Here is a 22090-nt window from a genome sequence, read left to right on the forward strand (position 1 = left end):
CGACGGGATGCGCAGGCTCAGCCGCCGACCCGGTGTACGGGTTCGCTGGTGGTCCGGTCGCGTACCGGGGGCGGCTGCTCCTGGCTCGGCGTGGGGGCCGGGTCCCGGGGTGCCGGTGTCCGCTCCGTCGGGGTACGCGGCGGCTCCGCCTCGGTACGGCTGCCGCTGTCCCCCTCGACCGTCGGTGTCGACGTGTCCGGCGGAGTACTGGTCGAGCCCCGGGTCACCGGGCAGGCCCGGGGCAGCGGTCCGATCGAGTCGGCTCGGCCGGTCGCGCCGGCACCGCAGGCCAGTGCGGCCCGAAGGCTGTCCGCCCGGTTCTGTACGGCGTCGAGCAGTACGAGCGAGTCGTTGGCCCGGCTCCGGGTGGCCCGGGTGGTGTCCTCGAAGAGGCGGACGACCTGTGGTCGCTGCTGGCGCAGGAAGCTGTCCACGGCGTCGAGCGCGGCCGGGTCCCGTCGTTGCGCCGAGGCGCTGGTCAGCAGTTTGATGCCCTGCCGGGTGTCGGCGTCCATGTCGTCGAGGACGGCGGAGAAGCCGAAGTTCTGACCGCCGACCGCGACCGCCTCGGCGAGCCGGGTACGGGCGAAGTCGAGGAAGAGCTGGCCACGGCTGAGGTCGGAACTGGCCAGGGCGAGCTGAGCGCGTTCGGTGTGCCGCTTCATGCCGTACAGCGCGTCGCCGGGTACGGCGTTCTCGCTGGCGGCGGACATCCCGGAGACCGCGATGGCGCCGACCGCGACGCCGATCACGACCGCGCCACGGGCGCGGGCCCGGGTGCGCGGACCCCGGAAGGCGGGCTGACCGGTACGGCGGGTCGCCGGCTGCCCGCCGCCGTCGACGATGGCGTCGTCGGTGGCGGTCGCGCCGATGCCCTCCCGTTCGGCGGTGGCGACGAGCATGGCCCGCAGGCCGGCCCGGAAGTCGGGGTCGACCTCGACGGTGGAGCGGGCGTCCCGGAGCCGTTGCCCGATCGCCAGCGGTTGCGCGAGGTCGTCGTCGACGCGGGACCGGATGTGGTGGCGACGGCCCCCGTTGGCCTCGTCGAGCAGTTGCGCGAAGCGCTCGGCGCGCTGGCGGTAGAAGGTCTTCCAACTCACCGCCGACACCTCCCTTCGCTGGTCGCGACACTGCGGTCGGCGTCGTCTCGCCGCCTGCGGATGCGACGGTGGCTGACTTCAGGACCTGGCCACGGTGCCCGGGGCCGGATCCGCTGTCCGACCGACCGGCCGGAAGGATGTCGAACCAACCACCGGTCGCACCGGGACAAACGGTCGGCGGGGGTGGGCGGTTACGGGCCCGCGCCGGGAAATACTACGAAGAGTGAGCGGGGTCACGGAGCGTCGACCGGGCGTGTGGGAGCGCTTCACGGCTGGAATCCGTCCGGCAGCAGCCTGGCCAGTGCCCGGACCGCGCGGTACTGCAACGCCTTGATCGCACCCTCGTTCTTGCCCATCGCCTGGGCCGTCTCCGCCACCGAGAAGCCCTGTAGGAATCGCAGAACGATGCATTCCTGCTGCTCGGGGTTGAGTTGCTTGACGGCGGTCAGCAGCGCCACGTTGGTGATGTGCTCGACCACGGCCGCTTCCGGGCTGCCCTCCGGACCCCGATCCTCGCGGTCCGCATCCAGAACGTCACCCGTAGTAACTTCCAGTCGGTACCGGCCGGACTTGAAATGGTCCGCGACCAGGTTCCGGGCGATGGTCACCAGCCAGGCCCCCAGGTCACGGCCCTGCCAGGTGAAACTGCCGATACGTTTCAGTGCGCGCAGGAAGGTGTCCGAGGTCAGGTCCTCGGCGAGCTGCCGGTTGCCGACCCGGAAGTAGACGAACCGGAAGACGGTGTCGACGTACCGGTCGTAGATCAGGCCGAACGCCTCGGGCTCGCCGGCCTGGGCCCGTTCGACGAGTGCCCAGACCTCCCGGGCCGGATCGGACGGGTCCGGCCGGTCCGGGTAGCCGGTCGGGGAGCCGCCGCCCGAGCCCGTCGACTTCTCGGTGGCCGGTACGACCGGCAGCACCGCCGTCTCGGTCTCCGGCGCGTCGGTCCGGGGGCCTGCCTCGGCCGGCGACGACCCGGCCCCCGGCTGCGCGGGCATGGTCGGTCGGGTGGGACTGGCCACCCGACCGCCGACCGGTCGGGCGTTGCCACCCGGGGTGTTGTGCCGGGTCGGCGTCTCGTTCGGATGTGGACGGTTTCGGATCCGCTTCGAGCCCCCGTCGCCGCGTACCGCCAGGCTCAACATGTCGTCCATGGACACGCGAAGCCGGTCGAGGCCCTCGGTGAGGGCGAGGCGGGTGTTCCGCAGCTTGCCGCCGGTCGCTCCGTCGACGTATCCGTATGCGCTCACTGGACCTCCCCGGCCAGCCGAGGTCGCGGGACCGGTCGCCGGGACCGGGCCGCGATGGTGGCCGTACCCGCGCCGGGGTCGGCGCGATCCGGCACGGCGGTTCCGGGGTGCGCCGTACGACGGCACACGCCCCACAGCTGCTGGTGCAGTGCTCTCACAGGCACGGCGGCCTCCTCGGGCTGAGGGGTGTCGACTCACGGCAAAAGGGGTGAGCCGACCCGAGTGATGATAGGGCCAACGTCACCCATATGCGGCAAGTCCGTTACACAGAGCCAAAGTATTTCCGAAAGCCACCCGAACGGGGCGCACAGTTTGTGCGTTGTCAGATGCCTGACAATGGGTAGGCGAGCGCTCTGAGCAGGGAGAACGTGGAGACACGCCAATGCGCGGCAGGCCTTGGGCGTGCCGCGTGGGACGTGTTAGAAGCGGGGCACCGTCCGGGGTGGTCTATATCCGAAACCCCCTACGGTCTCGTGGACCGTACACCGGGTGGCAGGCGAAGTCGAGAGAGGTTCCATGTCGAGAGATGCCGGCGCCGGGGGTCGGTCCGGAGCGGACGTACCGGTCGGTCCGGGATGGCCGGTTGTGCGACCGCTGGAAGGGCCGGCGGCACAGGTGCGCGTCCGGCCCGGCACTGTGCCAGACTCAGCGACCGTGCAGGATGGACCGGACACCTCCACCGAACCGGCCGTGGTCACCCTGGCCGACCGGGTACGCCTGGCCGCCACCACCCGGCCCGACGATCCCGCGCTGCTCTGGCCGGACGGCGTACTGAGCTGGGCCGAACTGGACGGTGCGGCGGACCGGGTCGCCGCCGCGCTCCGCGCCCGGGTGCCCGAGCCGGCAGACGGCCGTCCGGCGCGGGTCGCGATCGCCCTGGCCAACTCGCCCGACTTCGCGGTCGCGCTCTTCGGCACCCAGCGGGCCGGACTGGTCGCGGTGCCGGTGAACCCGGCGCTGACCGGCCCGGAACTGCGGCACATCCTGGCCGACTCGGCGGCCACCCTACTGGTCTGCACCGACCAGGTCCGGGCGGCCGTCGACACCGTCCGGGCGGAGCTGCCGGCACTGACCGAACTGCACACCAGCCTGTCGAGCCTCATCGGACCAGCGACGACAGCGGCAGCGGGCGCGGGTCCGGCAGGTGTGGTGGCCGGGGCCGGCGGCGAGCCGGTCGACCCGCCGATCCGGACGGACCCGGAGGCGGTGGCGGTGCTGCTCTACACCTCCGGCACCACCGGCGAGCCGAAGGGCGCGATGCTGTCGCACCGGGCGCTGCTCGCCAACCACGAGCAGATCGGCCGGATCGAACCACCGGTGGTCGGGCCGGACGACCGGGTGCTGCTGGCCCTGCCGCTGTTCCACGCGTACGGGCTGAACGCGGGGCTGGGCGCGGTGGCGTACCACGGGGCGTGCGGGGTGCTCGTCGAGCGGTTCGACGCGGCGGCCGTACTGCAGGTGATCGCCCGGCACCAGGTGAGCGTGCTGGTCGGCGTACCGTCGATGTTCCTCGGTTGGACGATGCTGCCGGACGCACCGGCGGCGGCCGGGGTGCCGGCCGGCTCCGCGCTCCGCGCCGCGATGGCCTCGGTGCGGGTCGCCATCTGCGGCGCCGCCCCGCTCGCCGTCGGCGGCGCCACCCGGTTCGCCGAGGCGACCGGCCGGCAGATCCAGGTCGGATACGGCCTCACCGAGACCGCCCCGGTGCTGACCACGACGCTGTCCGGGCCGGCGGCGAAACCGAACTCGATCGGCCGGCCGATCCCCGGCGTCGAACTGCGGCTCGTCGCCGCCGACGGCGAGGAGTTGTGGCGGGACGGCTCCGCCGTCGAGCCGGACGACGACGGGGACGACGCGGACGAGCCCGGCCTGGAGTTCTACTCGCCCGGCACCGACCCCGGCGAGATCGTGGTCCGGGGCGCCAACCTCTTCTCCGGGTACTGGCCGGACGGGCACGGCGGACCGGACCCGGACGGCTGGTGGCGGACCGGCGACGTCGCGTACGCCGACGCCGAGGCCGACCTCTTCCTGGTGGACCGGCTCGGCGAACTGATCCTGGTAAACGGCTTCAACGTCTATCCGCAGGAGGTCGAGCGGGTCCTCGGCAGCCACCCGGAGGTGGTCGAGTCGGTGGTGTTCGGGGTACCGCATCCGGTGGCCGGCGAGGCCGTCACCGCGTACGTCGTGCGGGCCCCGGAGGGCAGCGTCTCGGTCGAGGAGCTGGCCGCACACTGCGCCCGCAGCCTGGCCAGGTTCAAGTGCCCGAGCAGGATAGAGTTCGTCCGGTCCCTGCCGCTCTCCGCGATTGGCCGGGTACGCAGGTCGGTGATCAGGCAGAGGGGCGCGAGTGACGACGAGTGAGCCCCGGTTGACGCTGATCACCCGGCCCGGCTGCCACCTCTGCGACGTCGCCAAGGAGGCCGTCGACCGGGTGGTGGCGGTGACCGGCGACCGGTGGACCGAGCGGGACGTCACCGGCGACCTCGAACTGGAGCGGGAGTACGGCGACCGGCTGCCGGTGGTGCTGCTCGACGGCCGCGAGCACGGCTACTGGCGGGTCGAGGAGGAGCGCCTGCTCCGCGACCTGACCGCCCCCCGCGACTGACCGAGGTCCGCGACCGACCGCCCTTTCCGACTGCTTCAGGGCCGAGGCGACCACCCGTGGGCCGAGGCCGATCCCGTCGGCCGTGTGACGTCGGTGACTTCGCGCCGCAGCGGGCGGCCGGCGGCGTGAGCCGGGTCGGTGCCGCCGCGTATCGTGCTCGGATGCGTGAGCACCTCGTCTGGGACTGGAACGGCACCCTGCTGGACGACCTGACCCTGGTCGTCGCCGCCACGAACGTCGCGTTGGCCGGTGCCGGCGGCCCGGCGGTGACCGCCGAGGAGCACCGTACGCAGTTCCGCCGGCCGATCGCCGACTACTACGCCGAAGTGCTGGGCCGGGCAGTGGACGCCGAGGAGTTCGGCCGGCTGGACCAGTTGTTCCACGAGGCGTACCGGGTCGGGCTGGCCAGTTGCGAGCTGGCCGCCGACGCCACCATCGCGATCCGGTCCTGGACCGGTACCCAGTCGCTGCTGTCGATGTGGTTCCACGACGAGCTGGTGCCGGCCGTCGACCGGTACGGGCTGACCGCCCTGTTCCGCCGGGTCGACGGGCTGCGCGGCACCGTCGGCGGCGAGCGGAAGGCCGGCCACCTGGCCCGGCACCTGGCGGAGTCCGGCATCGACGGTACGTCTGCGGTGCTGATCGGCGACTCGATCGACGATGCCGAGGCGGCCGACTCGGTGGGTGCCCGGTGCGTCCTCTACACCGGCGGGTTCACCGATTCGGCCCGGCTCCGCGCCGCCGGATGGCCGGTCGCCGACTCGCTCACCGAGGCTGTCGAACTCGCCGCCAAACTGGACTGACGATGCCGGGGTCGCAGGGCCGGCGACCGGGCCGGCCGTCGCTGCCGGCCGGCCGAGCGGGCGTGGCGGGGTCGGTTCAGCCGCGCAGGTAGGCGAGCACGGCCAGTACTCGGCGGTGCTGTTCCTCGTCCGGCGGCAGTTGCAGCTTGGTGAAGATGTTCCGGACGTGCTTCTCGACCGCACCGTCGCTGACCACCAGGGCCCGGGCGATGGCGGTGTTCGAGCGACCCTCGGCCATCAGCCCGAGCACCTCCCGCTCGCGCGGGGTCAGCTCCCGCAGCGGGTCGTCGCGGCGGCGCCGGACCAGTAGCTGGCCGACCACCTCCGGGTCGAGCACGGTGCCGCCCCCGGCGACCCGGTTCAGGGCGTCGAGGAACTCGTCGATCGCCGCCACCCGGTCCTTGAGCAGGTAGCCGATGCCGCCACCGCCGACGCCACCGCTCGGCTTGACGGTGGCGAGCAGATCGTCGGCGTACGACACCTCGACGTACTGGGAGAGCACCAGGATCGGGGTCCGGGGTACCCGCTGCCGGGCCTCCACCGCCGCCCGCAGCCCCTCGTCGGTGTGCGAGGGCGGCATCCGGACGTCCACGATCGAGACGTCGGGGCGGTGCGTGACGATGGCCTCGACCAGCGACGTGCCGTCACCGACCGCCGCCACCACCTCGTGGCCGTGCTCGGTCAGCAGGCGGACCAGACCCTCCCGGAGGAGCACCGCGTCATCGGCGATCACTACGCGCATGACGTTGTCTACCACCTCCGGCCCGTACTGCGGGTGCTGGCGTCCCGCCGGCACCGGAGCCGGGGCCGCCGCGTCCGCGTCCAGGACGGCAAGCGGCTGCTCGTCCGACTGCTCGTCGAGGGCGACCGGCTTGGGGTCGATGTCGTACGGGATGCCGGGGACGTTCAGCACGGCAGCTCGGCCCTGATCTCGGTCGGTCCGCCGGGCGGGCTGAGCACGGTGAGGGTGCCGTCGTTGGCGCGTACCCGGTCGGCGAGCCCGGCCAGGCCGTGCCCCTTGGAGAGGTGGGCGCCGCCCTCGCCGTCGTCGAGCACGACGATCCGCAGCGACCGGTCCTCCCGGGTCACCGTCAACCAGCACTCGGTGGCCCGGCTGTGCTTGGCGACGTTGGTCAGCGCCTCGGCCACCACGAAGTACGCCGTCGACTCGATCGCCGGGTCGGGCCGGCCCTCCCGGGTGCCGAGCCGGGGGTCGACGGCGAGTTCGACCGGGATCAGCCCGCGACCGGCGAGTGCGGCCAGCGCGCTGGGCAGGCCCCGGTCGACCAGGATCGGCGGGGCGATGCCCCGGGACAGCGCACGCAGCTCGGCGAGGGTGTCCCGGGTCTGGGCCAGCGCCTCGTCCAGGGTGCGCCGGGCCGCCTCCGGGTCCGAGTCGAGCTGCTGCTGAGCCCGGCTGAGGTCCATCGCCAGCCGGACCAGCCGCTGCTGCGGCCCGTCGTGGATGTCCCGTTCCAGCTTGCGCAGTGCGGTGGCCTCCGCCGAGACCGCGGCCCGCTTCTGCTCCTCCAGCACGGTGATCCGGTTGCGCATCTCGGCCACCCCGGTCAGCAGCGCCCGGCCGAGCCCGGCCTGCATAAGGGCGCAGCCCCGGACCACCACCGGAAGGGTGATCAGGAAGAACACCCCGAGGGCGGTGTTCACACCGATCCGGGCGGCGGCCGTGTCGCTGAGTCCGAGCAGTTGGTGCAGACCCTCGTCGTCCGGGCTCTGCGGGATCGCCCAGTCGTACGCCCAGTAGAGGGAGCCGCCGAGCGCGCCGAGCCACCAGACCGCGGTGATGATGAAGGTGCCGAGCGCCACCACCAGCCGTACCCAGCCGTGGGCGAGGTCGAGCCAGGACTGCGCGTCGGCGATCGGTACGAAGATCCGCCGCCAGGCGCTCGCCCCCGGGTCGGCGGTGCGGTAGTGGGGGCGTACCCGGGGCTGCCGGAGCACCGCCGGCATCCGCAGCCGTTCGATGTCGGCGAAGCCCCGGGCGGCGTAGAGGGTGCCGGCCAGGATCGGCAGTCCGGTCACCGTCACCGCGAGTCCGGCGCTGAGCGCGACCCCGGTGACGAGCACCACGAAGCTCGCCAGGGCGAGGGGGAGACCGAGGAACACGTACCCCGAGTCGATGGCGAGCTGGCGTAGCACGGTGCGGCCGGCGCCGGGTTCGGTGCCGGCGGCCACGCTGGTAGCGGTGGTCGTGGTCATGTTCTCGACGCTAGGCATCGGCGTGGTGTGTCCCCATCCCATCGGCTGGCCTCTTCACGGTAGGGCTGGCCCCACCCGGGGGCGGAATCCGCGCCGTCGACAGCACCGGGTGGTGGCCTCCGCCGGCCCCGGCGGCGCCGTTCCGGTCGGGGATCCGGCGACCGGATAACCGACGGATATCCGGTGGACCCCAGGGGATTGTCGCCGAATGCGATGGTGGAGCTCAGGAAATCCGTGGCGCATCGTGATTGCTGGATCGGTCGAAAGGGCTGGCCGATCGGCCGGCGTAGAAGCGGCGAGTTGGTCAGATAAGTCGGACTTAGGTAATAATCGCCGTGACGGCTCCGGTTGGGTCGCGTAACTGATCTTGTTTGTGGAGGCCCAGGTGAGGCGTTATCGCGGTCTATCAAGATCGCGATTTGTGCGTGTCTTCACAAGCGCCTACTCTGTTACTCCGACGAGCCCTGCTAGCACAGCCGGTCACAGCGGTCGCCAGCGGGTGCCCCGGAACGACCCGCCGGTCCGGCTGGTCGAGGATCGCATGGCACGGAGTCGCATGAGTCAGCACCGCCCCGTAGGCACGCCCGGCCGCGTCGGCGCCGTGCCGGCGCTTCCGGATCTTCCTGAGGCGACGGTCGCCCGGCTCCCCGAATACCTACGTGCCCTGCACAATCTCGCCGAAACCGGCCACGACACGGTCTCCAGCGAGGAGTTGGCGACGGCGGCCGGGGTCAACTCGGCCAAGCTGCGCAAGGACCTCTCACAGCTCGGCTCGTACGGCACCCGGGGCGTGGGCTACGACGTCGCCCTGCTGATCGACCAGATCGAGTTCGTGCTCGGGCTCACCCAGTGTCGGGCGGTCGCCCTGGTCGGCGTGGGTAATCTCGGTCACGCCCTCGCCGGGTACGCGGGCTTCGCCGGTCGCGGCTTCCGGATCGCGGCGCTCTTCGACGCCGACCCGGCCCGGCTCGGTGAAGTGATCAACGGGCTGGTGGTCCGGCACATCGACGAGTTTCCGCAGGTGGCCGCCGAGGAGAGCATCGCGATCGGGGTTATCGCCACCCCGGCCACCGCCGCGCAGGGCGTCGCCGACCAACTCGTCGCCGCCGGGGTGACCAGCATCCTCAACTTCGCGCCGTGCGTGCTCGTGGTGCCGGACGGCGTCGACGTCCGCAAGGTCGACCTCGCCATCGAGCTACAGATCCTCTCCTTCCACGAGCACCGCAAGGCGGCGCTGACCGGGCTGCCGGCCACCGCCGGGTCGGGACTCGCTCCGGCGGGCGCCGGACGGGCCACATCGAACGGCTCCTCCCCGGCGGGGCTGACCGCCCTGCCGGGCGGGCTCGCCGCCACCGGCACCACCGAGGCGGCGCCCACCGGAACGCTCCGGTCGACGAACGCGGAGGCTGTCGGCTCATGAATCTGCTCGTCGTCGGTGCGTCCCACCGCACCGCGCCGGTCGCCATCCTGGAGCGGCTCGCCGTCTCCGGCACCGAGCTGCCGGAGATGCTCGCCCGGCTGCTCGCCCAGCCGTACGTCGGCGAGGCGGTCGTCGTCTCCACCTGCAACCGGGTCGAGGTCTACGCCGCCGTCACCGGTTTCCACGGCGGGCTGGGGGACATCTGCGCGGTGCTGGCCGGGCACGCCGGGGCCGCCCCGGCCGAGCTGGCCAACCACCTCTACGTGCACTACGACGGCGCGGCGGTCGAGCACGCCTTCCGGGTCGCCGCCGGGCTCGACTCGATGGTGGTCGGCGAGGCGCAGATCCTCGGCCAACTGCGGGACGCCTACCACGCCGCCGGCGAGGCCGAGGCGCCCGGCCGGTTGCTGCACGAGCTGATGCAGCAGGCGCTGCGGGTGGGGAAGCGGGCACACGCCGAGACCGACATCGACCGGGCCGGGCAGAGCGTGGTCAGCGCCGCGCTCGACCTGGCCGCCACGCACTTCGGCGGCAGCGTCGAGGGCCGCCCGGTGCTGGTGGTCGGGGCCGGCTCGATGGGCGCGCTGGCCGTGGCGACGCTGTCCCGGCTGGGCGCCGGCCCGGTGGGGATAAGCAATCGGGGCCACGACCGGGCGCTCCGGCTGGCCGAGGCGTACGGCGCGACGGCGGTGCCGATCGCCGAACTCCCCACCGCGCTATCCACAGTGGACATAGTAGTCGCCGCCACCGCGTCGATCGAGCCGGTACTCACCCGGGAGACGGTGGCCCGGGCGCTGGGGAACCGCGCGACGGACCGGCCCGATCCACTGGTGCTGCTCGACCTCGCGGTACCCCGGGACATCGAGCCGGCGATCGCCGAGCTGCCCGGCACGGTGGTGGTCGACATCGACGGACTGGCCGCCGCCCAGCCGATCGGACCGGCCGCCGCCGACACCGCCGCCGTCACCCAGATCGTCGCCTCCGAGGTCGAGGCGTTCCTCACCTGGCTGCGCGGCGCGGACGTCGCGCCGACCGTGGCGGCACTGCGGGCCCGTGCCGACGAGGTGGTCAGCGCCGAGCTGCGCCGGCTCGGGCAGCGCCGGCCGGACCTGACCGACGACCAGCGTGCCGAGGTGAGCCACACGGTGCACCGGGTGGTGCAGCGGCTGCTGCACTCGCCGACGGTGCGGGTCCGGCAACTCGCCGCCGAACCCGGCGGAGACCAGTACGCCGCCCTGCTCCGGGAGCTCTTCGACCTGGAGGTACCGGTCACCTCCCAGGCGGACACCGTTCCGGAACTGGCCGCCGCCGAGCTGGCCGGGGTGCCCGCCGGCAACCGGTTGACCGGTCTCGCCGGCCTGCCCGGCCTCGGTGACCTGCCGGCCATCGGCGGTCAGGCCGACCTCGGCACCGGCCCCGCCCTGCGCGCCCCGGTGCCCCGACAGCAGTCCGGAGGAGAACGATGACCCAGGTTCGGGCCGATGCCGGCCGGGCCGCCGGCGCGGCGCGGAGCGACCTCGCCGGGTGCACCGGGATGACGGCATGGAGCGGGACGACGGCGTGGAGCGAGATGACGGCGTGGAGCGGGGTGACGGCGTGGAGCGGGGTGACGGCATGACCGCGCTGCGGCTCGGCACCCGGGGCAGTGCGCTCGCCCTCGCCCAGTCCCGGGGCTTCGCCGACGCCCTGACGGCGGCCACCGGCCGCGAGGTCGAACTGGTCGAGATCGTCACCGCCGGCGACCGGTCGAGCGCGCCGGTGCACCGGTTGGGGGTCGGGGTCTTCGTCTCGGCGCTGCGCGACGCGCTGGCCGCCAACGAGATCGACTTCGCGGTCCACTCGTACAAGGACCTGCCCACGGCCGGGCAGGCGGGGCTGCACATCGCGGCCGTACCGCCCCGGGAGGACCCGCGCGACGCGCTGGTCGCCAAGGACGGCCGTACGCTGGCCGAACTGCCGCCCGGCGCCACGGTCGGCACCGGTGCGCTGCGCCGGATCGCCCAGTTGCACGCGCTCGGACTCCAGCTCACGGTGGTACCGATCCGCGGCAACGTGGACACCCGCGTCAGGCGGGTGCACGGCCCGGAGGCGGATCTCGACGCGGTGGTGCTGGCCCGGGCCGGGCTGGTCCGACTGGGTCGGGCCGAGGAGATCACCGAAACCATCGACCCGATGCTGATGCTGCCGGCACCCGCCCAGGGTGCGCTGGCGGTGGAGTGCCGGATCGACGACGCGGAACTGGTCGAGCTGCTCGGCGTACTCGATCATGCACCGACCCGGGCCGCGGTCACCGCGGAACGGGCGTTCCTGGCCACCCTGGAGGCCGGGTGCAGTGCCCCGGTCGCCGGATACGCCGAACTCGCCGAGGGCGACGACGGCGATGAGATCTATCTGCGCGGGGCGGTGATCAGCCCGGACGGCACCCGTGACATCCGGCTGTCCCGCACCGGTACGCCCGCCGAGGCGACGGAGATCGGTAAGGCGCTCGCCGCCGAACTCCTCGACCTCGGCGCCGACTCGATCCTCGGCACGCCTACGGAATCCGGCGCGAGGACCCAGCATCTTGGAGCTACAGAATGATCGGCACCCGTAAGCCCGCAGGCCGCATCGCGTTCGTCGGGGCCGGACCCGGCGACCCGGGTCTGCTGACCCGCCGGGCGCACGACGCGCTGGTCGACGCCGACCAGGTGGTATACGACCGCAGCGTTCCCGAGGCCCTGCTCACGGTCGTCAAGGCCGAGGCCAAGGAGGACGCGCAGTTCACCCCGGCCGAGGGGGCGCCGGGCGACGTGGCCAAGGTGCTGCTCTCGGCGGCCCGGTCCGGGCTGTCCGCCGTACACCTGGTCGCCGGTGACCCGTTCGGGCACGACTCGGTGGTCAAGGAGGTGCAGGCGGTGGCGCGTACCGCCGTGCACTTCGAGGTGGTGCCGGGGGTCGGCCAGGCCGAGGGGGTGGCCACCTACGCCGGGGTACCGCTGTCCGGGGTACGCACCGCCGCCGACGTCGACGACGTCACCGCGATGGACTTCGAGGCACTGGCGGCGGCGGTCAGCCGTGGCTCGCTGGCGCTGGCCGTGGACGCCGGTGACCTGGCCGCGATCCGGGACGGGCTGCTCGCGGTCGGGGTGGACGGCTCGACCGCGGTCGCGGTGACCGGGGACGGCACCGGCGAGACGCAGTACACCACCACCTCGACGGTGGACAGCTTCGTCGCCGCCGCACTCGGCTTCACCGGCCGGGTGGTGCTCACCCTCGGTGCCGGTGTGCCGCACCGGGACAAGCTGAGCTGGTGGGAGAACCGCCCGCTGTACGGCTGGAAGGTGCTCGTCCCGCGCACCAAGGAGCAGGCTGGGGTGATGAGTGCCCGGCTGCGGGAATACGGTGCCATCCCGTGCGAGGTGCCGACCATCGCGGTCGAGCCGCCGCGTACCCCGGCCCAGATGGAGCGGGCGGTCAAGGGCCTGGTCGACGGCAGGTACGCCTGGGTGATCTTCACTTCGGTGAACGCGGTCCGGGCGGTCTGGGAGAAGTTCGGCGAGCACGGGCTGGACGCCCGGCACTTCGGCGGCGTCAAGATCGCCTGCATCGGCGAGGCCACCGCCGACGCCGTACGCGCATTCGGCATCCAACCGGAGCTGATCCCGTCCGGGGAGCAGTCCTCGGAGGGCCTGCTCGCCGAGTTCTCGCCGCACGACGAGATCCTCGACCCGGTCGGCCGGGTACTGCTGCCCCGCGCCGACATCGCCACCGAGACGCTGGCGGCCGGACTGACCGAGCGCGGCTGGGAGGTCGACGACGTCACCGCGTACCGGACGGTGCGGGCGGCGCCGCCGCCGGCCGAGATCCGCGACGCGATCAAGTCGGGCGGCTTCGACGCGGTCCTCTTCACCTCCTCCTCGACCGTGCGCAACCTGGTCGGCATCGCCGGCAAGCCGCACGCCCGGACGGTGGTCGCGGTGATCGGCCCGAAGACGGCGGAGACGGCCACCGAGTTCGGCCTGCGGGTGGACGCCCAGCCGGCGCACGCCTCGGTGCCGGACCTGGTGGAGGCGCTCGCGTCGTACGCGGTGGAGTTGCGGGAGAAGCTGGCCGCGATGCCGGCGAAGCAGCGCCGGGGCTCGAAGGTACAGGGCCCGACGGCGCTGCGGTTCCGGTGACGTTCCGGTGAATCGCTGTCGGATTCACGTAGCACCAAAAAGTGGTGAAGCCCGCTCGAACCTGAGGCACCATCGGTCCTAGAGCCGTCGACGGCACGGGGTCGTCGGCGGTTCCGGCGGCCCGGCAGACGTCGGGCCGCGTGCCGGCCGGTCGGCCGTGAGGAGTCGTCATGTCGTACCCAGAGATCCGTCCGCGCCGGCTGCGGCGGTCCCCGGCGATCCGCCGACTGGTCGAGGAGACCCGGGTCGCCCCGGCGGAGCTGGTGCTGCCGATGTTTGTCAAGGAGGGGTTGGCCGAGCCGAGGCCGATCGCCTCGATGCCGGGCGTGGTGCAGCACTCCCGGGAGTCGCTGCGCAAGGCGGCGGCCGAGGCGGTGCACGCCGGCATCGGCGGGATCATGCTGTTCGGGGTACCGGTCCGCAAGGACGAAACCGGCTCCGGCGGCACCGACCCGGACGGCATCCTGAACGTCGCGATCCGGGACGTGATCTCCGAGGTCGGCGACGCCACGGTGGTGATGAGCGACCTCTGCCTGGACGAGTTCACCTCGCACGGGCACTGCGGGCTGCTCGCCCCGGACGGCACCGTCGACAACGACGCCACGCTGGCCGCGTACGCCGAGATGGGGGTGGCGCAGGCCGAGGCCGGGGCACACGTGGTCGGGCCGTCCGGGATGATGGACGGCCAGGTCGGGGTGATCCGCAAGGCCCTGGACGCCGCCGGGCACGCCGACACGAGCATCCTGGCGTACGCGGTGAAGTACGCCTCCTCGTTCTACGGCCCGTTCCGGGACGCCGTCGAGTCCTCGTTGGAGGGCGACCGGCGCAGCTACCAGCAGGACCCGGCCAACCTGCGCGAGTCGCTCCGGGAGGTACGCCTCGACGTCGCCGAGGGCGCCGACATGGTGATGGTCAAGCCCGCCCTGCCGTACCTCGACGTGCTCTCGGCCGTCCGGGCCGAGGTGGACGTACCGGTCGCCGCCTACCAGATCTCCGGCGAGTACGCGATGGTCGAGGCGGCGGCGGCGAACGGCTGGATCGACCGGGACCGGGCCGTTCTGGAGACGCTGACCTCGATCCGCCGGGCCGGCGCCCAGATCATCCTCACCTACTGGGCCGTCGAGGCGGCCCGGATGCTCCGCGACCGCTACTGAGCCGCCCGCGCCGTCCGCTCTCCGAGTTCTGGCTCAGTTGCCGGCGTCCAGCCGGTGCACCAGCTCGGCCACGTCGACGCCGTACTCGTACCACTCCCGGTCGGCCTGGAACCCCAGGTCGGCGTTGACCGCCCGCATCGCCTCGTTGGTCCGGGCGTTCCAGGTCTGCACCTCGGAGAGCTTCGGCTCCGCCGAACGCAACTCGAAGAGCATCCGCGCCTTCATCGCCCGGTCGATGCCGAAGCCCTGGTGCTCCTGGCCGACGATGGTGTCGTACTGGTCGGCCCGGGTCGGGTGCTGGGCCGGCACGACGACCTCGGTGAGGCCGGCCACCACCCCGGTCTTCTCCTCGATCGCGAGCACGATGTAGGGCTTCATGCCCCGCCGGTGCAGGCAGTTCAGGCTGTCCCGGAGGCGCTGCGGATCGTACGAACTCGGGCGCAGATCCAGGTCACCGTCGTCAATGTCGCGCATCTCCGCCTTGGCCATCGCGTACGCCTCGATCAGGTCGTCCGGCGGCCCGCCGGGGCAGAACTCCAGGCGGTAGCCGGTGCCGATTCCCTGGGCCATGTCGCCGAGTACGCCCCAGTCGACCGTGCCGAGCCGCAGTACGCTGCGGTTCTCCTCGTACTCCCGGGCGAAGCCGAGGGCCTCGTAGAAACCGACCGCAGGCGTCTCGCCGATGACCTCGACGCCCATCGAGCGGAAGCCCTCCTGGTACGTCCGCCGGGCCGCCGTGGCGATCAGCTTGCGGCCGAGCCCGCGACGCCGGGCGGTCGGGTGCACCAGCACCTCGAGCACGCCGATGTCACCGAGCAGGAGCACATGGGTGTGCCCGAGGATGCGTCCCGGCTGCCCGTCGGCCGAGGGCTCGTCCTGGATGACCCAGGAGATCCGGCGTTCGCCGGGCATCACCTCGCAGAGGTACTCCCGGAGCAGGCCGTTCTCCCACAGAGGGTCCTCCGGAAGATCGGCCGCGAAAACCGCGTTGATCGCGTCGAGGAACGACTCGATCTCGGCGGCCGGGGCGGTCCGGGGATCCCACTCGCGCACCATCACCCGTCTAGCTTGCCGTCAACCGCAGCCTGGCGAAAGTGCCCAGTTCTTCAATGTGTCGAGGACATTACGCTAAGTCCTGCTGTCCGTGCCGTACTTGTTCGCCGCGTCGAACACCGCTTGGGCATATGGCCGCACGTCATTGTAGGAAAGGATGGCGCTCCACCAGTCCGAGGCGACCGACAGGTTGCGGCCTCCCTTGCACAGATAGTTACCGGCCGCCAGGGCCGCGTCGTCGATGCTGTGCGGGTTCTCGACCCCGTCGCCGTCGGCGTCCGCGCCGATCTCCTCCCAGGTGGTCGGGATGAACTGCATCGGGCCGACCGCGCGGTCGTAGGTGGCGTCCCGGTCGAGCCGGCCGTCCTCGGTGTCCATGATCCGCATCCGGCCGCCGTTGCCGTCCAGCGGCAGGCCGATGATCTCCGGAGCGGCGACCCCGTTCACGCCCAGCACCGCACCGTTCGCCCGCCCGTGTCCGGACTCGACCTGACCGATCGCGGCCAGCGTGGTCCAGCGGAGCTGGCAGCCGGGCGTCGTCTGGGTGACCCGCAGTTCGGCGTAGCCGTACGCCTGCATCGCCGTGGTGGAGATCCCGACCTTCGGACCGATCTGCCCCGCCCAGCCGGCGAGTACGTCGGAGGGGCGTCCGCCGGTCGCGTTCCAGGGCGGCGCCGGCACACTCGGCGTACCGAACGACGGCGGGCTCGGCAGCCCGGAGGGCAGTCCGCCGGGACCGACGGTGAAACCGGGAGCGGTCGGCTCGGGCGTCGGGACGCCGGTGGTGGCGTCCGCTCCCACCGGCTGGGCCTGGCGCGCGGTGGCCGGGATCAGGAACGCGCCTGCGGCGCCGGTCGCCGCGACCAGGGCGAACAGCAGCAGCGCCGGCAGGGTGAGCCGGCCGCTCGGCCGCCGGGACCAGGCCCGGACCGCACCGGGTGAGGGCCAGCGGGCCACCGCGTGCGCGAACCGGACCCGGATCCGCCGGTTCCGCCCGGCCGGCTCGGTCGGCGCCACGTCGAGGTCGATGACGGTCTCGCCGGGCTTGGCCGCCGGCTTGCCGGTCGCCGCGGCGAGCGTCGCCGTGCTCCCCGCCCCGACCGCCGAACCTGCCCCGACTGTCGCGCCTGCTCCGACCGTCGAGCCTGCTCCGGTTGCGCCGTTGCTCGCGCCCGCGTCGGGTTCGGTGGCCGACTGCGCCGCGACCTTGGGCGTCGGCTCCGTCTCGGGCGCGGTGTCCGGGTCCGACCCAGCCTTGGCGGCCAGGTCCGTCCCGGGCTTGGCCGCCGGGTCCGCCTTCGGCACGTCGGCCGGGTCCGCCTCGGGCTCGGTGTCCGGGGCCGCCTCGGCCTTGGTGTCCTGGTCGGCCTGGGACGCGTCGGTCGGGTCCGGGCCGGGCCCGGTGGTCGACGCGGGGTCGGGGGTGGTCAGCGGGTCCGGCTCGGCGCCGGGTGCGGGCGGGGCGGCCTCGGTGACCGGCTCCGGTACGTCGCGCCGAACCGACTCGGTGCCGGTACGCGGGCGTGGCACGGTGACCGGTGGTGGATCGAGGTCCGGATCGGGGGCGGCACCCGAACTGGCCAGCGGTCCGTCGAAGACGGGTGCCGCGGGTCGCAGTGGTCGAGTCGTAGAAGTCTCCTCGCGCTCCGCCACCCGTCGAGTATTACCCATCGACCGTCGAACGTCAGGTCTGGCCGTACGCTGTGCCTATGCCCCGGTACGAGTTTCGTTGCCGCGCCTGCGGCGACACCTTCGAGATGAACCGGCCGATGGCCGAGGCCACGGCGCCGGCGTCCTGCCCCCAGGGGCACGCCGACACGGTCAAGCTACTGTCGACGGTCGCCTTCACCGGTCGCGGCGCGGGTGGTTCCGCCCCGGCACCGGCCGCCCCGAGCGGTGGCGGCTGCTGCGGCGGAGGCTGCGGCTGCTGAGGCCGTGATCCGGCGGTCCGGAGCCGGCCCCCTCCCGCTCCGGACAGTGAGGACAGTTCGCGACCGTGATGTCGGTTTCGTGGCACAGTCCCCGGTTAGCACCTTGGTACGGGGTCGCGCCGTCCGTTTCTACGATGGGCCAACCCGTAAATATGCGGCAGCATGAACGCGACTTCCAGGGGGCGGGAGGTTCCAGGCATGTCGGCACGGATCCACCTGCCGAGCGGGTTGGTGACATTCATGTTCACCGACATCGAGGGCTCCACGCGACTCGCCCAGATGCTCGGTTCGGGTTACCGCCCGGTACTCAGCGAGCACCGGCGCCTGCTGCGGGCGACGCTGGCAGCCAGTGACGGGACCGAACTCTTCACCGAGGGTGACTCGTTCTTCGTCGCGTTCGCCGACGCCTCGGCCGCGCTGGACGCCTCGCTGGCCGCCCAGCGGGCACTGAACAACCACGAGTGGCCGACGCCGGAGGCCACCCCGAAGGTCCGGATGGGACTGCACACCGGACACGCCGAACCGCGCGACGGCGAGTACGCCAGCGCCGAGGTGCACCGGGCCGCCCGGATCGCCGCCGCCGCGCACGGCGGTCAGGTGCTCTGCTCCGGCGCGACGGCCAGGCACGCCGCACCCCTGCCGGCGGGCGCCTCCCTGCTCGACCTCGGCCTGCACCGGCTGCGCGGCTTCGACGACCGGGAGCGGCTCTTCCAACTCGTCGCACCCGGGCTGGAACGCCAGTTCCCCCGGCCCCGTACCGCCGACGCGATCCCGCACAACCTGCCGACCCAGGTCACCTCGTTCGTCGGCCGACAGGCCGAGCGCGACGAGTTGGACCAGCTCATCGACGCCCACCGGCTGGTGACCGTGGTGGGTGCCGGTGGGGCCGGCAAGACCCGGTTGGCGGTCGAACTGGCCGGTGGGCTGGTCGAGTCGTACCCGGACGGGGTCTGGTTCGTCGACATCGCCACCGTGACCGATCCCGGGCTGGTCGCCTTCGCGGTCGCCGCGGTCCTCGGGCTGCGGCCGGAGCCGGGCCGGCCGATGCTGGAGACGCTTGTCGAGTTCGCCGCGCCCCGGCGGATGCTGGTCGTGCTGGACACCTGCGACGCCCAGCCGGCCGCCTGCGCCGAGGTGATCTCGCGGCTGCTCGCCGGCGGCAGCGGCGTACGGGTGCTGGCCACCAGCCGGGAGTCGCTCGGGCTGCCCGGCGAGGTGATCTGGCGGATTCCGCCGCTCTCCGTCGACCCGGCCCCGGGCGGCGGCCCCAGCGAGGCGGTGACGCTGCTGCTCGACCGTACGGCGGCGGCCCGGGGCGGGCGCCGGTCCGGGCCGGCCGAGTCGGCCGACCTGCAACGGGTGGTCACCCGGCTGGACGGACTGCCGCTGGCGATCGAACTCGCCGCGGCCCGGCTGCGGGTGCTCTCCGCCAGCCAGCTCGCCGAACGGCTGGACGACGTGCTCGGTGCGCTGGACGCGGGCCGGGACGACGTCGAGCCGGCCCCGGCGGTGAGCCGGAGCTGGGTCGCCAACCAGCAGGACACCGTGGACCTGGCGGCGGCGGCCCGGGGGGTGGCACCGCCGGCCGGGGTACGCGCGGTGCAGCGCTCGGCGACCCAGCGGCACGTCACCATGCAGGCCACGGTCACCTGGTCCTACCGCACCCTCGGCCCCCGGGCGGCCCGGCTGCTGCGCTGGCTGGCGGTCTTCTCCGGCCCCGTCGACCTGGCCACCGTCGAGTGGCTGCTCAACGACGACCCACTCGATCCGCTGTCGGTACTTGTCGACAAGTCGATGATCCAGGCCGAGCCGAACGTCTCCGGCAGCACCTACCGGATGCTCGACCCGATCCGGGCGTACGCGGCACGTCGGCTGGTCGACGCGGGGGAGGAGCAGACCGCCCGGGACCGGCACGTGGCCTGGTCGCTGCACGCGTTGCAGCGGGCGTACCTCGGCCCGGACGACCGGCCGGTCACCCTCTCGCTCTACGCCCTCGACCCGCTCGCCGACGAGTTGCGGGCCGGGCTGCGCTGGACGGTCACCGGCGGCAGCGCGCGGCAGGGGCTGCAACTGGCCAGCGGGCTTGACGAGTGGTGGCGGGAGCGGGGGCTGGCCCGGGAGGGGCGGCTGTGGCTGTTCCGGCTCTACGGCCGGATCGCCGAGACCGGGGAGCAGATCCCGGAGGCGGAGCTGGCGGCGGCGTACCACATGCATTCGCAACATGCCGGCGCGGACGGCGAGTTCGCCGAGGAGCTGCGCTTCTCGCAGCGGGCCGAGTCGGCCGCCCGGCAGGCCGGCGACGCGGGCCTGCTGATCCGGGTACTCGGCGGCCGGGCGGCGCCGCTGATCGACATGGGACAGTTCGGCGAGGCGGAACGGGTCTGCCGGGAGGTGATCGCCGAGGCCGAGGCGGAGGGCGTGACCGGTGACGCGCTGCTCGCCGTCTACAGCCTGGCCGAGCTGCTGTGGCGGCGGGGAGCCCTGGACGAGGCGGCGGAACTGCTCGGCGGAGCCCGACCGGTGGAGGCGGGCCGACCGACCGAGCGCGGCAAGCGTTCCGTCGACATGCTGCTCGGGATGGTGGCGCTGGCCCGGGGTGACCTGGTCGCCGCGCACGACCACCTGGTGGTGGCGCTGCGGTCCCGGATGAGCTACGGCTATCTGGCCAGGGCCTGCGACACGGTGAACGCGATCGCGGTGCGCTGTGCCGGTGGCGGTGACCCGCGCTCGGCGGCTCGGCTCTTCGGCGCGGCCCAGCTCACCCGCTCGGCGATGCGCTGCACGCCGGGCACCTTCGGGGCGTACTGGCTTCAGGAGCAGACGGCGCTGCGGAACCTGATGGGCGACGACGCCTTCGACACCGCGTACGCGGCCGGTGCCGACCTGACCCTGGAGGAGGCGGCGGCGGTGGCCCTGGAGGTGGACCATCCTGACCTGGCCGCCGGTTCGATCAGGTTCTCCGCCGTGGAGCCCCCGGCCCAGCGTCCGCGCCCTCGGGAGAGCGTCGACACCCCCCGCGAGGCGGACCGCTGACGGCGAGCGAGCAGGTCGGGGTGGCGGCGGTGTCGTGAACGGCGATGCTCCCGTACCCCGGGCGGGGTGCGGGAGCATCGGGGTGGTGCGGCGGTCAGCGGCCCTTGGCGAGGTTGACGAAGCTGCGCCACGACTCGGGGCGGAACACCAGGATCGGGCCGGTCGGGTCCTTGCTGTCCCGTACGCCGACCACCCCCGGCAGGTTGTCCGCCACCTCGACGCAGGCACCACCGTTACCACCGGACCGGGTTGACTTACGCCACTTCGCCCCAGTTACATCCATATCTTAGACACTTCCTTGATCAGTTCGAGCGACTGTTTGACGGGAAGAGCGTCGTTTCGCACGACTTCCCACATCCGAACGAGTTTAGCAATTTCGCCCGCCTGGTCCACTATCTGCGCTTTGAGCTGATTGTCCGCATATCCCACTCGGCTGTCGTCGGGCATCTCGGCGACGATGAACTGGCCGGCGAGCCCGAGGTAGATCCCGGTGGCGGCCGGGACGACCTGCACCTGGACGTGGTCCAGCTCGGCGAGGGTGATGATCTGCTCCAGTTGTTCGCGCATCAGACCCGGGTGGTCGGGCACCGGCCGGCGTAGCACCGCCTCGTCGACCACCGCGATGAGCTGCGGCGGGGCCTCCCGGCTGAGGATCGCCTGCCGGGCCAGCCGCGAGGCGACGTGCCGGTCGATCTCCTCGGCGGTGAACCGGCCGCCGGCCAGGGTAGCCCGCGCGTACGCCTCGGTCTGCAACAGCCCGGGTACGTAGGCCGGCTCGAACCAGCGGAGCAGTACCGCCTCCCGTTCGATCTCGATCCAGTCCCGCAGCCAGATCGGCGCACTGTCGAAACCGGCCAGCTTCGCCAGCAGCCGGGTGTACGCGCCGCCGGTCTGGAACGCCCGGTCGACGGCGGCCACGTAGTCGGCGGTCGGCGGCCGGTGTCGGGTCTCCACCGAACTGACGTGCGTCGGGGAGAACTTGACCGCCCGGGCCCACTCCTCCTGGGTCATGGCCCGGGAGGTTCGTGCCTCGATCAGTTCCTCGACCAGGAGGTCCACGGCAGCACCCATCACGCATCCTCCACTCGAAATGTGCCGGAATCTACGCGGCCCACTCACGACTACGCGTACCCCGCCGCTGAACTGCGCAAACAGGCCGTATCGACGTCTACAGTAGTTATCTCTACACCAGACTGTCACCGACGGGGCCGCTCCGGGATCGTTTTGGGGGAGAGCGGCACCCGTGCGGGGACCGCTCGGAGCCGGCACCGCACGAGCGGTCCCCGCCTCCAGACCTGAGGCGGAGGGGGTCGCGCCATGAGCTGGTTACGACGTACACCCGGAGGACATCGGCGGGACTGGCGCCG

Annotated in this window: 16 protein-coding genes and 2 pseudogenes; 10 read left to right on the plus strand and 8 right to left on the minus strand. The window is 72.7% G+C overall.

Translation table 11 applies throughout. The features are described 5' to 3' along the window. Positions 1-218: 218 nt before the first annotated feature. Together Pen02_RS02215 and Pen02_RS02220 are read right to left on the minus strand one after the other, a co-directional pair. A pseudogene (locus tag Pen02_RS02215) lies at positions 219-1109 on the minus strand (DUF5667 domain-containing protein); the annotation flags it as partial. 257 nt (positions 1110-1366) lie between these two features. Next, positions 1367-2245, minus strand: a complete 879-nt coding sequence (locus tag Pen02_RS02220) for an ECF subfamily RNA polymerase sigma factor, BldN family (RefSeq protein WP_203864333.1) — start codon at positions 2243-2245, stop codon at positions 1367-1369. Between the two features lie 759 nt (positions 2246-3004). Between Pen02_RS02220 and Pen02_RS02225 the strand changes: the two genes are divergently transcribed. The 3 genes from Pen02_RS02225 (at position 3005) to Pen02_RS02235 (ending at position 5758) form a co-directional block, all read left to right on the plus strand. Then, positions 3005-4711, plus strand: a complete 1707-nt coding sequence (locus Pen02_RS02225; protein WP_239139895.1) for an AMP-binding protein — start codon at positions 3005-3007, stop codon at positions 4709-4711. Further along, the gene (locus Pen02_RS02230; RefSeq protein WP_203864165.1) at positions 4698-4955 is read left to right on the plus strand and encodes a glutaredoxin family protein; all 258 of its coding nucleotides are present in this window, start codon (positions 4698-4700) and stop codon (positions 4953-4955) included. The genes Pen02_RS02225 and Pen02_RS02230 overlap by 14 nt, the downstream gene beginning before the upstream one ends. Before the next feature lie 161 nt (positions 4956-5116). Continuing rightward, a complete protein-coding gene (locus tag Pen02_RS02235; protein WP_203864166.1) occupies positions 5117-5758 on the plus strand; it encodes an HAD family hydrolase in 642 nt (213 codons plus the stop codon). Between the two features lie 76 nt (positions 5759-5834). Here the strand turns inward: Pen02_RS02235 and Pen02_RS02240 are convergent, their stop codons facing one another. Together Pen02_RS02240 and Pen02_RS02245 are read right to left on the minus strand one after the other, a co-directional pair. Continuing rightward, positions 5835-6500, minus strand: a complete 666-nt coding sequence (locus Pen02_RS02240; RefSeq protein WP_203864334.1) for a response regulator transcription factor — start codon at positions 6498-6500, stop codon at positions 5835-5837. 164 nt (positions 6501-6664) lie between these two features. Then, positions 6665-7975, minus strand: a complete 1311-nt coding sequence (locus tag Pen02_RS02245) for a sensor histidine kinase (RefSeq protein ID WP_239139896.1) — start codon at positions 7973-7975, stop codon at positions 6665-6667. Between the two features lie 556 nt (positions 7976-8531). On the opposite strand from Pen02_RS02245, the gene Pen02_RS02250 reads away from it, so the two are divergent. The 5 genes and pseudogenes from Pen02_RS02250 (at position 8532) to hemB (ending at position 14706) form a co-directional block, all read left to right on the plus strand. Then, entirely contained in the window at positions 8532-9395 is an 864-nt protein-coding gene (locus tag Pen02_RS02250; RefSeq protein ID WP_203864168.1) for a redox-sensing transcriptional repressor Rex, read from the plus strand. Next, positions 9392-10711, plus strand: a pseudogene (locus Pen02_RS02255) (glutamyl-tRNA reductase); the annotation flags it as partial. The gene Pen02_RS02250 and the pseudogene Pen02_RS02255, both read left to right, overlap by 4 nt. A 298-nt stretch (positions 10712-11009) precedes the next feature. Continuing rightward, positions 11010-11975, plus strand: coding sequence for a hydroxymethylbilane synthase (gene hemC, locus Pen02_RS02260; RefSeq protein ID WP_203864335.1), 966 nt, complete (start codon positions 11010-11012; stop codon positions 11973-11975). Next, positions 11972-13552: a bifunctional uroporphyrinogen-III C-methyltransferase/uroporphyrinogen-III synthase gene (locus Pen02_RS02265; RefSeq protein ID WP_203864170.1), complete on the plus strand. Its 1581-nt coding sequence runs from the start codon at positions 11972-11974 to the stop codon at positions 13550-13552. The genes hemC and Pen02_RS02265 overlap by 4 nt, the downstream gene beginning before the upstream one ends. 170 nt (positions 13553-13722) lie before the next feature. Further along, the gene (hemB, locus tag Pen02_RS02270; protein ID WP_203864171.1) at positions 13723-14706 is read left to right on the plus strand and encodes a porphobilinogen synthase; all 984 of its coding nucleotides are present in this window, start codon (positions 13723-13725) and stop codon (positions 14704-14706) included. A gap of 33 nt (positions 14707-14739) precedes the next feature. Here hemB and Pen02_RS02275 read toward each other — a convergent pair whose 3' ends face one another. After that, the gene (locus tag Pen02_RS02275; RefSeq protein WP_203864336.1) at positions 14740-15762 is read right to left on the minus strand and encodes a GNAT family N-acetyltransferase; all 1023 of its coding nucleotides are present in this window, start codon (positions 15760-15762) and stop codon (positions 14740-14742) included. Between the two features lie 72 nt (positions 15763-15834). After that, entirely contained in the window at positions 15835-17412 is a 1578-nt protein-coding gene (locus Pen02_RS02280) for a lytic transglycosylase domain-containing protein (RefSeq protein ID WP_239139897.1), read from the minus strand. 56 nt (positions 17413-17468) lie between these two features. Between Pen02_RS02280 and Pen02_RS02285 the strand changes: the two genes are divergently transcribed. Both Pen02_RS02285 and Pen02_RS02290 read left to right on the plus strand, forming a co-directional pair. After that, positions 17469-17690: an FmdB family zinc ribbon protein gene (locus Pen02_RS02285; protein ID WP_203864173.1), complete on the plus strand. Its 222-nt coding sequence runs from the start codon at positions 17469-17471 to the stop codon at positions 17688-17690. Between the two features lie 198 nt (positions 17691-17888). Continuing rightward, positions 17889-20723 (plus strand): winged helix-turn-helix domain-containing protein, encoded by a 2835-nt coding sequence (locus Pen02_RS02290; RefSeq protein WP_203864174.1) that lies wholly within the window; start codon positions 17889-17891, stop codon positions 20721-20723. A gap of 94 nt (positions 20724-20817) precedes the next feature. Here the strand turns inward: Pen02_RS02290 and Pen02_RS02295 are convergent, their stop codons facing one another. Together Pen02_RS02295 and Pen02_RS02300 are read right to left on the minus strand one after the other, a co-directional pair. Beyond that, the gene (locus Pen02_RS02295; RefSeq protein WP_203864175.1) at positions 20818-21006 is read right to left on the minus strand and encodes a DUF397 domain-containing protein; all 189 of its coding nucleotides are present in this window, start codon (positions 21004-21006) and stop codon (positions 20818-20820) included. Beyond that, positions 20997-21794 (minus strand): helix-turn-helix domain-containing protein, encoded by a 798-nt coding sequence (locus Pen02_RS02300; RefSeq protein WP_203864176.1) that lies wholly within the window; start codon positions 21792-21794, stop codon positions 20997-20999. The genes Pen02_RS02295 and Pen02_RS02300 overlap by 10 nt, the downstream gene beginning before the upstream one ends. Positions 21795-22090 lie beyond the last annotated feature (296 nt).

Source organism: Plantactinospora endophytica (assembly GCF_016862915.1).
Classification (GTDB): Bacteria; Actinomycetota; Actinomycetes; order Mycobacteriales; family Micromonosporaceae; genus Plantactinospora; species Plantactinospora endophytica.